At 70.5% G+C, this 11,447-nt stretch carries 11 protein-coding genes and 3 pseudogenes; 10 read left to right on the top strand and 4 right to left on the bottom strand.

What is annotated here, in order from left to right; translation table 11 throughout:
• Window positions 1-140: 140 nt before the first annotated feature.
• Window positions 141-676, bottom strand: a pseudogene (locus OG892_RS03245) (aldo/keto reductase); the annotation flags it as partial.
• A gap of 162 nt (window positions 677-838) precedes the next feature.
• On the opposite strand from OG892_RS03245, the gene OG892_RS03250 reads away from it, so the two are divergent.
• Window positions 839-1,477: a TetR/AcrR family transcriptional regulator gene (locus OG892_RS03250; RefSeq protein ID WP_371631567.1), complete on the top strand. Its 639-nt coding sequence runs from the start codon at window positions 839-841 to the stop codon at window positions 1,475-1,477.
• Between the two features lie 58 nt (window positions 1,478-1,535).
• Window positions 1,536-1,968 (top strand): annotated as a pseudogene (locus OG892_RS03255) (ISL3 family transposase); the annotation flags it as partial.
• 316 nt (window positions 1,969-2,284) lie between these two features.
• On the opposite strand, the gene OG892_RS03260 reads toward OG892_RS03255, so the two are convergent.
• Window positions 2,285-3,457 (bottom strand): epoxide hydrolase family protein, encoded by a 1,173-nt coding sequence (locus OG892_RS03260; RefSeq protein WP_328867976.1) that lies wholly within the window; start codon window positions 3,455-3,457, stop codon window positions 2,285-2,287.
• A gap of 103 nt (window positions 3,458-3,560) precedes the next feature.
• On the opposite strand from OG892_RS03260, the gene OG892_RS03265 reads away from it, so the two are divergent.
• From OG892_RS03265 to OG892_RS03285, 5 genes and pseudogenes are all read left to right on the top strand, one after another.
• The gene (locus tag OG892_RS03265; RefSeq protein ID WP_328867975.1) at window positions 3,561-4,136 is read left to right on the top strand and encodes a CGNR zinc finger domain-containing protein; all 576 of its coding nucleotides are present in this window, start codon (window positions 3,561-3,563) and stop codon (window positions 4,134-4,136) included.
• Window positions 4,137-4,364: 228 nt separating this feature from the next.
• Window positions 4,365-6,575 (top strand): UvrD-helicase domain-containing protein, encoded by a 2,211-nt coding sequence (locus OG892_RS03270; protein ID WP_371631568.1) that lies wholly within the window; start codon window positions 4,365-4,367, stop codon window positions 6,573-6,575.
• Between the two features lie 79 nt (window positions 6,576-6,654).
• Window positions 6,655-7,386: a helix-turn-helix domain-containing protein gene (locus OG892_RS03275; protein ID WP_371628404.1), complete on the top strand. Its 732-nt coding sequence runs from the start codon at window positions 6,655-6,657 to the stop codon at window positions 7,384-7,386.
• A pseudogene (locus tag OG892_RS03280) lies at window positions 7,383-7,649 on the top strand (acyltransferase); the annotation flags it as partial. The gene OG892_RS03275 and the pseudogene OG892_RS03280, both read left to right, overlap by 4 nt.
• Before the next feature lie 68 nt (window positions 7,650-7,717).
• Entirely contained in the window at window positions 7,718-8,047 is a 330-nt protein-coding gene (locus OG892_RS03285; RefSeq protein WP_371628405.1) for an acyltransferase, read from the top strand.
• Between the two features lie 21 nt (window positions 8,048-8,068).
• On the opposite strand, the gene OG892_RS03290 is transcribed toward OG892_RS03285, so the two are convergent.
• Both OG892_RS03290 and OG892_RS03295 read right to left on the bottom strand, forming a co-directional pair.
• Window positions 8,069-9,001, bottom strand: coding sequence for a M56 family metallopeptidase (locus OG892_RS03290; RefSeq protein WP_328867973.1), 933 nt, complete (start codon window positions 8,999-9,001; stop codon window positions 8,069-8,071).
• 3 nt (window positions 9,002-9,004) lie between these two features.
• The gene (locus tag OG892_RS03295; protein WP_073736093.1) at window positions 9,005-9,427 is read right to left on the bottom strand and encodes a BlaI/MecI/CopY family transcriptional regulator; all 423 of its coding nucleotides are present in this window, start codon (window positions 9,425-9,427) and stop codon (window positions 9,005-9,007) included.
• 278 nt (window positions 9,428-9,705) lie between these two features.
• On the opposite strand from OG892_RS03295, the gene OG892_RS03300 reads away from it, so the two are divergent.
• The 3 genes from OG892_RS03300 to OG892_RS03310 all read left to right on the top strand — a co-directional run bounded on the left by OG892_RS03300 (window position 9,706) and on the right by OG892_RS03310 (window position 11,443).
• Complete coding sequence (locus OG892_RS03300; RefSeq protein ID WP_073736094.1) at window positions 9,706-10,281, top strand: TerD family protein; 576 nt, start codon at window positions 9,706-9,708, stop codon at window positions 10,279-10,281.
• 49 nt (window positions 10,282-10,330) lie between these two features.
• Complete coding sequence (locus OG892_RS03305; protein WP_328867972.1) at window positions 10,331-10,912, top strand: TerD family protein; 582 nt, start codon at window positions 10,331-10,333, stop codon at window positions 10,910-10,912.
• Window positions 10,913-10,987: 75 nt separating this feature from the next.
• A complete protein-coding gene (locus tag OG892_RS03310) occupies window positions 10,988-11,443 on the top strand; it encodes a tellurite resistance TerB family protein (protein WP_073736096.1) in 456 nt (151 codons plus the stop codon).
• Window positions 11,444-11,447: the final 4 nt, after the last annotated feature.

Raw genomic sequence — 11,447 nt, forward strand, 5'->3', positions numbered from 1 at the left:
TTCTCCTTCCACGCGCACGTTTGCAGGACGGAAATGACATCCCATCGGGCTCGCATCATTGCGCGACAGGTTCTGGGCAAGGTGGAGGATGACTTCCGGTGCGGAGGCCGCTGCGTTCTTGATCCAGCTGCTGTCCCGGGTCAGCCGATCGGCAAGTCCGCGGAGCGCGAGGGGACGGCGTCGAGCGCGGCCAGTGTCGCGTCGTCGAAGGTGATCGCGCCCAGCGCGACGTTCGCCTCGAGGTGGCCGGCGTCCGCGGTGCCGGGAATGAGGAGGGTGTTCGGGGCGTGGTGGAGCAGCCAGGCGAGGCCGATCTGTGACGGTGTGCTGTCGAGGGCCTGTGCCGCGGTGTGGACGGCTGGCTCCTCGGTCACCTTCGGGATGCCGGGGAACGTACCGCCGAGCGGGAAGTACGGCACCCAGGCGATCCCCTCGGCGACGCAGAGCGTGAGCAGGTCCTCGTCGGCGCGCGAGACAAGGTTGTAGGCGTTCTGCACGCAGACGATGCCCGCAGGGAGCGCATGGCGCAGTGTCTGTCGAGGGTCACGCTGCTCAGCCCGATGGCGCCGATCTTGCCCTCGTCGCGCATCGAGGTCATCACCGCGAGCTGGTCGTCGATGTCGGTCCCCTGGTCACCCTCGGCCCGGAGTCCGGGCCCCGTGTCGGCGCGGCGCAGAGCAGGACCGCGCCTCCCGGACGGGGGACGCCGGTGGCCGTGACCTCGGGGAGGGTGTGCTGCTGGATGTCATATGAAAATGCCGTCCTCGTACGATGATGAGGAAAGCGGAGGCTCCTCCGCCTAGTCGACTGTAGCACTACCGGAGGGTCCTCCGTTTTGATTTCGCCCGAACCGACACCCGCTGGCGCTCCCGCCGACCCGTCCGGCGGAGCGGCGCGCCCGGTCCGCGCCGACGCGCGGCGTAACCGGGAGAAGCTGATCACTGTCGCCCGGGCCGCCTTCGCGGCCGCTGACGGCGCTGTCGCGCTCGAGAACATCGCCCGCGAGGCCGGGTTCGGGATCGGCACGCTGTACCGCCACTTCCCGACCCGCGAGGCACTGGTCGAGGCGGTGTACGGCGCGGAACTCGATGACGTCACCGCGAGCGCCCCCGTCGTGCTCGCCGAGTTCCCGCCCGAGGTCGCGCTCCGTGCGTGGCTTGACCGCTACGCGGCGTTCGTCGCGACGAAGCGTGGGATGCTCGACACGCTGCATGCGGGCTGGGCGTCGGGGCGGATCGCGACACCGACCACCCGGGAGCGCATCACCGCCGCGATCGGGGCGATCCTCGCGGAGGGGGTGCGAGCGGGTTCGCTCCGTGCGGATGTCGACCCCGACGACGTCACGATGATGCTTCTCGGCATCTTCTCCACGGCGGCCAGTAACACTCCGGAGCAGACCGGCCGGCTGCTCGACCTCGTCGTCGACGCACTGCGCCCGAGAAGTGCGGCAGGGGACCTCCCCGACCTGAAGGGCTGACAACCCTCGTTGCACCGGTCCCGCTCCGGATCGCCACCTCCCTGGGCCCCAGGGAGGTGGCGATCACAACCTCCTGGTCCGCTACCTCACCCAGGGACGAACCGAGGGCAACCGGGCGGGTGACCACCCCACGCCACGCGACCCGGCTCCTGCTCACTCACCCCGAACACCTGTGGACCAAGGACACCGCGCTCTTGTCGCCCCTCACTGCCGCCTGTCCCGAAATGGCCGAACTTTCCAGACTGGTTGTCGAGTTGCCCAGCTACTGACCCGGCGAAGGGCAACGACACCCGACCTCACCGAGAGAATCACCGCCGCCCGTGCGGCTGACCTGCCCCACCTGCACAGCTTCTGCAACGGCCTGGAACTTACAGACCTGCCGACGAGTTGGTCACCGTCACGGGCGACAAGGAGGGCCTTGTCGAGCTCGGGACGCCGAGCGAGCTTGCCGACGCCGCCCTGGCGCTGGTCGCGAGCTTTTGCGACATCAGCGCCGCCGGATCGGGCACGGACTCGCATGCCGCCACTTCGCCATGACCGGCGACGAACGCCGGATGGGTGTAGCTCTCGCTACACCCAATTCAGCTTGACGCTTTCCCCCCCCGGCTGACTGCCCCGACAATTCATGGACCAGAGCAGGCACCCTGTCACCGAGGTTGAACGGCAAGCTAAGGGCCGTCCCGGGTCCTTGCCCTGACGCTCAGCCCGTCGCTCGCGGATCACGCCTCTTTACGGAAGTTCAGCAAGCCGCCGGTCGACACCCTCGGCCACGTCCGGCGGTGATCGAGCGCCGGCCCCCGGCCGCGTTCAGCGATGTGCGGCCAGGACTGCGGCGAGACCCTTTCGCAGATCCTTGACGAAATATCCGGGAACCTCCAGCGACGGGAAATGTCCCCCGCTTTCCGGCTCCGTCCATCGGACGATCTGCCGGTACCGTTCCTGCGCCCAGGGGCGCGGGCATTTCTCGACGTCTCGGGGATACATGGTGAGTGCTGACGGGACGTCGACCCGAAGTCCGGGGTCCAGCGAGTTGTGGCTCTCGTAATAGATACGGGCCGCCGAGGCACCGGTCCGCGTCAGCCAATACAGGGTGACGTCGTCAAGGACGCGGTCGACGGAAATCTTCTCGAACGGGCTGTCCTCGGTATCCGACCATTCCGCGAACTTGTCGAGAATCCAGGCGAGAAGACCGACCGGTGAATCGACGAGCGAGTAGCCGATGGTCTGCGGCCGGGTCGCCTGCTGCTTCGCGTATGCCGCGCGGTGCCGCCAGAAGTCGGCGGATTCCTCGGTCCATTCGCGCTCGGTCGTCGTCAGTCCGTCCGTGGTCAATCCGGGCGGCGCCTCGGCGAACGTGGTGTGGATGCCGAGAACGTGCGCCGGGTACCTGCCGCCGAGGACCGTGGTGATATTGCCTCCCCAGTCGCCGCCGTGGGCTGTGAACCTGCTGTAGCCGAGCCTTCCCATCAGCTCGACCCATGCGGCCGCGATCTTCTCGGTTCCCCACCCGGTGGTGGCCGGCCTGTCGCTGTAACCAAAGCCCGGCAGCGACGGGACGACGACGTGGAACGCCGGCGCGGCCGCGTCTTCCGGATCTGCCAGCTCGTCCACCACATCGATGAACCGGGCGATGCTGTCCGGCCAGCCGTGCGTCAGGAGCAGAGGAGTGGCATCCGCTCGCGCGGACCGGCGGTGCAGGAAATGGATTCCCAGATCATCGATGGTCGTGCGGAACTGGCCGATCCGGTCAAGGCGCTCCTCGAACGACCGCCAGTTGTACCCGGTGCGCCAGTAGTTCACGACTTCGACGAGGTCGGCGAGCGGAACACCCTGTTCCCATCGGCGCGGGCCGGGCGCGGCCCCGCAGACGGTCTCGGCCTCCGGCATACGCGCCGCGGCCAGTCTCGCGCGCAGATCGTCGAGGTCGGCGTCTGTCGCGTGGGCTTCAAAGGCTCGCACGTCGTTGGTCGGACGGGGCATGAGACCTCCAGGCCATCGCGGAACCGGCCGCATACCATCGCGAACCGTCTTAGGCGGTTCTACTATGCCTGTGCACCGACACGCAACCGGCTAAGGTGGTTCCATGCAAGCTGGCTTCCCTGACTTCCGCCTCGGCAGCGTGCTGGCGACCAGCTTCACGGGGACCCTGTCTGAACGTCACGGCAACCCTGTGGAGCGCGTTCCCACGCCGCACCGCCTCATCGACTGGCTGTCGGTGAACGGTCTCGCCGCGGACTCCTGCACCACCGCCCAGCTCGACCTCGCCCGGGAGCTGAGGGAGTCGGTCCACGCCGCCGCGACAGCGGCGGCGACCGGGGACGCCCTCCCCGCGTCCGCCGTCGACGTCATCAATGACCGCAGCGCTCGGGGCCGGGCCGCGGCCGTCCTGACACCCGAGGGCAACCGGCGGTGGCAGCTCGGCCCGGATTCCCGCGTGGAAGACGCCCTCGGCGTGATCGCCGCCGACGCGATCAGCATCATCTCGGGCGAACGGGACGGAAGACTGGCACTTTGCGCATCGCCCACCTGCCGGGCCGCCTTCTTCGACACCAGCCAGAGCCGCAGCCGCAAATGGTGCGACATGAACACGTGCGGCAACCGTCAGAAGAAAGCACGCTTCAACGCCAACCGGCGCAAGAGCCCCAGTTCGGCGGAGTGATCGTCGCCTCGCCCACATGCGCACCTCGGCCCGGCCCACGTGGGCATCGCGGGTTCGTGCCGTCGATGGGCACAGTCGAAAAATCCCCGGTCCGCAATTGCGGACCGGGGATTTTCCCAGGTATATTGAGTCTTTCTGTGTGCCCACAGAAAAGGCCCCTCACCGGGGGCCACTAAGCAAGACCATATCCGGCAGGGAGCCATTTTGTCAACTCGGGAAAGCTCCGAATTGCAGGGGGAGCAGGAATTCGTCGACCGGCTCTACGACCGTGTCGACGCACTGCGCGGAGTCGCCGCCCAGCACGTCCAGGACGCACTGACCCCGGTCGGTACCGGACTGCAGGCACGTCACGAGCGCGACGTGCTCGTCGCCGAACGCTCGGGTCTGCTGGCTGCCCTGAACTCCGTGGACGGGTCGCTGTGTTTCGGCCGCATCGACCTCGCCACCGGCGCGGCCCACCACATCGGGCGTATCGGGATCCGCGAGGACGACACCGCGCACACGCCCCTGCTGATCGACTGGCGCGCCCCGGTGGCCCGCCCCTTCTATCTCGCCACCGGTCACACCACCATGGGGCTGCGTCGGCGCCGGCACATCACCACGGAGGGCCGCGCCGTCACCGAGCTGCACGACGAGATCCTCGACGTCGGGGACCGGGAGCGCACCGGCTTCGAGGATCCGAGCGGCGACGCCGTGCTGCTCGCGGCCGTGAACTCCGCCCGCACCGGCCGCATGGGCGACATCGTGCGGACCATCCAGGCCGAGCAGGACCGCATCATCCGTGCCCCGCACCGCGGTGTCCTCGTCGTCGAGGGCGGCCCCGGCACCGGCAAGACAGCGGTGGCGCTGCACCGCGCGGCCTATCTGCTGTACGAGCACCGCGAGCTGCTCGCCAAGCGCGCCGTCCTGATCGTGGGCCCGAACCCGGCCTTCCTGCGCTACATCGGCGAGGTGCTGCCCGCGCTCGGCGAGACCGGCGTCCTGCTCGCCACCCAGGCCGAGCTCTTCCCCGGGGTCCACGCCGACGGCACAGAGACCCGCCGCGCCGCCGCCGTCAAGGGCGGTGCGGCGATGGCGGAGGCACTCGCCCTCGCCGTCCGCGACCGGCAGCAGCTGCCCGAGCCCGGTGCCCCGATGGTCATCCGGCACGACGACGGCGAGCTCGTCCTGGACTGGGAGATCGCCTACGAGGCCCGGCAGGCGGCCCGCGACACCCGGCTGCCCCACAACCTGGCCCGCCCGCACTTCGCCTTCCGGGTCATCGACGCCCTCACCTCGCAGCTCACCGAACTCATCGGCGCCGACCCGCACGGCGGCCCCAACTTCCTGGGCCCCGACGACGTCGCCCAGCTCGGCAGGAACGTCGCCCTCAGCAAGGAGGTGCACGCCGCGGTCGAGGAGCTGTGGCCGCCCCTCACCCCGGAAGGGTTCCTCACCGGCTATCTGGCCGAGCCCCGGTACGTACCGGACGAGGACGCCGAAGCCATCCGGCGTGCGCCGGGCGAAGGCACCTGGACCCCCGCCGACGTCCCGCTGCTGGACGAGGTGGCGGAACTCCTGGGGGTAGACGACAGCGCCGAGCGGGCCGCCGCCGAGGCCGAGCGCCAGGAGCGGATCTCCTACGCGCAGGGCGTCCTGGAGCTGTCGAGAGGCTCGGAGTCGTACGAGTTCGAGGACGAGGAGTCCGAGACGCTCGCCGCGCACGACATCATCGACGCCGAACGGATGGCGGAGCGGCAGGAGGAGGCCGATCACCGCAGCGCGGCGGAGCGCGCCGCCGCCGACCGGACCTGGGCGTTCGGTCACATCATCGTCGACGAGGCACAGGAGCTGTCGCCCATGGCCTGGCGGCTGCTGATGCGCCGGTCACCGACCCGCGCGATGACGCTGGTCGGCGACCCCGCGCAGACCTCCGAGGAAGCGGGCGTCGGCTCGTGGGAGAAAATCCTGGAGCCGTACGTGGGTGACCGCTTCGAGCACACCGTGCTCAAGGTCAACTACCGTACGCCCGCCGAGATCATGGAGCTGGCCGCCCGGGTGGTACGGGCGGAGGACCCTTCCTTCGAGCCGCCGGGCTCTGTGCGGTCCACCGGCGAGGCGCCGTGGATCCGGGACGCCGGGGACGATCTGGCGGGCGCGGTGGCGCGGGCGGTCCCGGAGCTGACGCCCGGGGAGGGACGCCTCGCGGTGATCGCCCCGGCGGCGCTCCACGCGGAGATCGCGGCCCCGCTCGACGGGGTCACGGCCGGCGCGGAGCCCGATCTGACCCGCCCGGTCGTGCTGCTCGAACCCAGGCAGGCCAAGGGGTTGGAATTCGACCATGTACTGGTCGTGGAGCCCGCCCGGTACGGAACCAGCGATCTGTACGTGGCGCTGACCCGTGCCACGCAGCGCCTGGGCATCATCCACCGGGAGAAGCTGCCCGAGTCGCTGCGCTGACGGCGTCCGGGAGGTACGCCGAGCCCCGGGGACCCGGCGCGCTCAGTCCTCGGCATACCGGCTCGGTTAGCCTCCGGGCATGGACAACGTGGCTCATGAGGACCTGACGGGACGGGCGCGGCTGCGGCGGTGTGCGCTGGAACTGTTCGCCGAACGGGGCTTCGAGGCCACCTCGACACGGGCGGTCGCGGCCGCGGCCGGGCTGTCGCCCGCGCTCGTCACCCGGCACTTCGGCTCGAAGCAGGGGCTGCGGGCCGCGGTGGACGAGGAGGTGCTGGGCCGGATCGGGGAGGCTCTCGCCGGGTCCGGGGCCGGGGCCGGGGCCGGGGCCGGGGCCGGGGCCGGAACCGGAACCGGGGCCGGAACCGGGACCGGGGCCGGGGCCGGAACCGGAACCGGGGCCGGAACCGGGACCGGGGCCGGGGCCGGAACCGGGACCGGGGCAGGGTCCGGGTCCGGCGATCTGATGGCCTCGCTCGGGGATGTCTCGGCGCAGCTGTTCGGCGCCGATCCGGTGCTGCGGGGGTATCTCCGGCAGGTCCTGCTGGAGGACAGCGAGGCGAGCGCCGACCTCTTCGCCCGCCTGCTGCGGGGCGCACGGGGCGAACTGGAGCGGCTCGCGGCGGCGGGGGGCGTCAGGACGGGCTCCGGCGCGCAGACCTGGGCACCGTTCCAGATCCTCTGCCTCGTACTCGGACCGCTGCTCCTGGAGCGGGTGATGCAGCCGGGCCTCGACCGGCCGATGTTCGCGCCCGAGGTACTGGACCAACGCAGCGCCGCCAACCAGCGGTTGCCGGCACGTTCTCCATGAGCCTCTTCTTCTTCGTCTCGGCCTACTTCGTGCCGGCTTCGTACTCCCGGCGCGGCGGCCGGCCGTTCGTCCGCGGCCGGCTGCTCCGGCTCGGCGTGCCGGTGCCGGCCGGCGCGCTGACCCTCGTCCCCGGGCTGATGTATGCCTACTACGTGCATTACCGCGGCTATCCGGAGATTTCCTTCCCCCGGTACTTCGCCGATGTGTACCTGGGGCTGGGCGAGCGGCCCGGGGACTGGAGCGGACCGTCCTGGCCCGACCTGCAGTTCGGGCACCTCTGGTTCTTCCAGAACCTGCTGGCCTACAGCCTGTTGTACGCGCTCTGCCCCTGGTGGCCCGCTCCGTCCGCCGCTCCCCCGCCACCGCCCCGGGCGTCCTTCCACCGCGCCGGGTGCCCGGACACCTCGCGCTCGCGGCCCTCACCGTGGTGCTCAGAGAGAGGGCGCGGTGGAACACCCGGTTCAGCCGGTCCCTGGCGGCCGGCTCCTTCGCGGTGTACGTCATCCACCTACCGATCGTGGTGGCCCTCCAGTTCGCCGTGGCGGGCCATGGACTCCCGGCGCTCGGCGCGTTCGCACTCGTCACGGCCTGCGCGGTGCCGATCAGCTTCGCGGCCGCCCATGTGCTGCGCCGGTTACCGGGGTTCCGCCGGGTTCTGTGAACCGGTCCGCCCGGCCGGGACCTACAGCGGCGTCGCCGCTTCCAGCGCGACGAAGAGCGCGAAGGCCGCGTTCAACGAGGACAGCGTCGACAGGGCCGTGCCCACGGCGGCGACGAACGCGGCGATCCCGGTCGGGGTGTGAACCGGCGGCCAGCCCTGCTCCGGCGGCACGGGCCCCAGCAGCGCGGCGACCCGCCGGGGGACGGGGCCGGCCGAGGCGAAGGCCGCGACGGTCTCGGTGGCGGCCCGGTGCGAGATGATCGCCGCCTTGCCGACCGTACGGGCGGTGAGCCGCCGGTCCCCGGTGGTGACGGCCGCCTCCTCGTCGGCCCAGCGCTCCGTGCTGTACGTGATGGCCGCGCGCAGCGGCCGCAGCAGCGGGTTCGCGCAGCCGGCCAGCTGAACGGCCAGCAGAAGCCGGTGGTGCCGGCCGGCCAGATGGGCCCGTTCATGGGCGAGGAGCGCCCGCTGCTCGGCCTCCGTCAGGCAGTCGAGCATCGCGGAGGAGACCATGATCCGGCCGGGCGAGCCGGGCAGCGCGTAGGCGTACGGCACACCGTCGGGCAGTACGGCGACCTCGGCCGTCGTCGACAGTCCGGCCAGCGTGCGGTGCGCGCGGGAACGGAAACGGTAGTGGCGCCATACGACGGACGCGCAGCCCGCCGCCACCGCCATGAGCGCGGCGATCGCCGTCTTGCCGACGAACCTGTTGTGCGGAACGGCCTTCCTGACCTCGTCGTCGGACCAGCCGTCAGGGAGCGGATTGCCGGGCAGTTGAGCCGTGCCGACCACCGCCAGCAGACCGAGGCAGACAGTGCTGCACGACGCCAGGATCACGGCGATGGTCGCGAGCAGACGGGCGGCGCTTCGCGGGTGCAGGTGCTGCTCGGCCAGGCGCGCGATGGGCAGCGCCGTGAGAGGCAGGACCAGGGGCAGACAGACGAAGACACCCATCGGTCAACTCTCCGACTCGTCCGCGGCCGGGCCGGAGCCGCTCTCGCCGAGCAGCGACCGCAGCAGTTCCTCGTCGTCGGGCGACAGCGCGGAGACGAAGCTGGACAGCACCGCGTCCCGGTCGTCCCGCTGGTCGAGGAGCCGGCGCATGCGGAACGCGGTGAGACCGGCCCCGTTCGCGGTCGACTGCCACAGCACGGGACGCCCCGAACCCGTACGGGTGACGGCCTGCTTGTCGAGCAGCCGGGTCAGGATGGTGATGACCGTGCTGTACGACAGTCCGCCGTCGAGGCGCTCCTGCACCCAGGCCGCGGTGACGGGTTCACTCGCTCCGCCCAGCACGGTCAGTACCTGGGTCTCCAGCTCGCCCTGGCCGCGCCTGCGGGCCCGCGGCTCCTGCGGCCGGCCGTCCTTCTCTCCGCCCACGACGCGGCCCCTTTCGCACGACTGCCCGGCCGCTCGTTCAACTGCCGGACGCCGGGGCATCCTACCGAGCCGCCCGGACGTCCCGTGAGCCCGGCGGAGCAGCGCGCCGCGCTCCGTACACAAACTCTACAGTGCTGTAGATTTCAGGTGCTGCCACACGGCGTCCGCGCGATCACGTGCGGTCGCCGCGACGCGCAACCCGCAACCCGCAACCCGCAACCCGCAGAGCACAGAACGCGCAACCCGGAACGCTGAACTACGTACAGAGGGAGAAAACCATGGGAGTGAGCCTCTCCAAGGGCGGAAACGTCTCGCTGACCAAGGAGGCCCCCGGACTGACCGCGGTCCTCGTCGGTCTCGGCTGGGACGTCCGTACGACCACCGGCACGGACTACGACCTGGACGCCAGCGCCCTGCTGTGCGACGAGTCCGGGAAGGTCCCTTCGAACGAGCAGTTCATCTTCTACAACAACCTGAAGAGCCCCGACGGTTCGGTCGAGCACACCGGCGACAACCTCACCGGCGAGGGCGAGGGCGACGACGAGATCGTCAAGGTCGACCTGGCGGGCGTACCGGCCGAGGTCGCCAAGATCGTGTTCCCCGTCTCGATCCACGACGCGGAGGGACGCGGCCAGAGCTTCGGCCAGGTCCGCAACGCCTACATCCGCGTGGTCAACCAGGCGGGTGGGGCCGAGATCGCCCGCTACGACCTGAGCGAGGACGCCTCCACGGAGACGGCCATGGTCTTCGGCGAGCTGTACCGCAACGGCGACGAGTGGAAGTTCCGCGCCGTCGGACAGGGCTATGCCGCCGGGCTCAGCGGGATCGTCGCCGACTTCGGCGTCAGCCTCTGACCCGCTCAGGGTCACCGTCGAACCGCCGCCCCCTGCCGAGAGTGGAGCCATGACCGTCAACCTGACCAAGGGCCAGCAGATCAGCCTCACCAAGACGGGCGGCGGTGAACTCACCGTCGTACGCATGGGCCTGGGCTGGAAGTCCGCGCCGCGCAGGGGGTTCCTCGCCCGGCTTGCCGCCCGTGAGATCGACCTCGACGCCTCTGCCGTCCTCTTCGCGGGCACGACGCCCCAGGACGTCGTCTTCTTCCAGCACCTGACCAGCGACGACGGCTCGGTCCGGCACAACGGGGACAACCGGGTCGGCGGCGCGGGCGAGGGCGGCGACGACGAGTCGATCATCGTCGACCTGCAACGCGTCCCGGCCCAGGTCGACCAGATCGTCTTCACCGTGAACTCGTTCACCGGCCAGACCTTCGAGGAGGTCGACAACGCCTTCTGCCGGCTGGTCGACGAGACCACCGGACAGGAACTGGCGCGCTACACGCTGACCGGCGGCGGGCGCCACACCGCGCAGATCATGGCCAAGGTCCAGCGGTCCGGCGCGGGATGGCAGATGACCGCCATCGGCACCGCGGCGCAGGGACGCACCTTCCAGGATCTGATGCCGGCCGTCGCCGCGCACCTGTAGCACCCTCCCGCCGGAAGGCGCACCCTCGCGCACCTGCCGGCACTCACCGCTTCGACCGACCCTGGAGTATTTCGAATGGCACTGTGGGACCGCGTCAAGGAATCGGCGTCGACGATGCAGACGCAGCTCAACGCCAAGAAGAACGACCTGAAGAGCGGGGCCTTCCGCGACGCGAGCATGGCCGTGTGCGCCCTCGTGGCCGCGGCCGACGGCTCGATCGACCCCGCGGAGCGGCAGCGGGTGGCCTCCCTGATCGCGGGGAACGAAGTACTGCGGAACTTCCCCGCAGAGGATCTGCAGCGCCGGTTCAACGACTACTGCCAGCAGCTGATCACCGACTTCGACTTCGGGAAGGTCACCCTCCTCCAGACCGTCGGCAAGGTCGGCAAGAAGCCCACCGAGGCCCGCGCGGTCATCCAGATCGGCATCGTCATCGGCGGCGCCGACGGCAACTTCGACGCCACCGAGCGCGCCGTGGTCCGCGAGGCCTGCTTCGCGGCCGGCGTCGCGCCGACCGAGTTCGACCTGTAGTCGA

This window comes from Streptomyces sp. NBC_00341, assembly GCF_041435055.1.
In the GTDB taxonomy this organism is placed as follows: Bacteria; Actinomycetota; Actinomycetes; order Streptomycetales; family Streptomycetaceae; genus Streptomyces.

Excerpts from the sequence above, each read along its gene's own strand:
- OG892_RS03305 (WP_328867972.1), top strand. The coding sequence starts at position 10,331 with ATGACCGTCAACCTGACCAAGGGCCAGCAGATCAGCCTCACCAAGACG.
- OG892_RS03260 (WP_328867976.1), bottom strand. The coding sequence starts at position 3,457 with ATGCCCCGTCCGACCAACGACGTGCGAGCCTTTGAAGCCCACGCGACA.
- OG892_RS03275 (WP_371628404.1), top strand. The coding sequence starts at position 6,655 with ATGGACAACGTGGCTCATGAGGACCTGACGGGACGGGCGCGGCTGCGG.
- OG892_RS03300 (WP_073736094.1), top strand. The coding sequence starts at position 9,706 with ATGGGAGTGAGCCTCTCCAAGGGCGGAAACGTCTCGCTGACCAAGGAG.
- OG892_RS03290 (WP_328867973.1), bottom strand. The coding sequence starts at position 9,001 with ATGGGTGTCTTCGTCTGTCTGCCCCTGGTCCTGCCTCTCACGGCGCTG.
- OG892_RS03265 (WP_328867975.1), top strand. The coding sequence starts at position 3,561 with ATGCAAGCTGGCTTCCCTGACTTCCGCCTCGGCAGCGTGCTGGCGACC.
- OG892_RS03310 (WP_073736096.1), top strand. The coding sequence starts at position 10,988 with ATGGCACTGTGGGACCGCGTCAAGGAATCGGCGTCGACGATGCAGACG.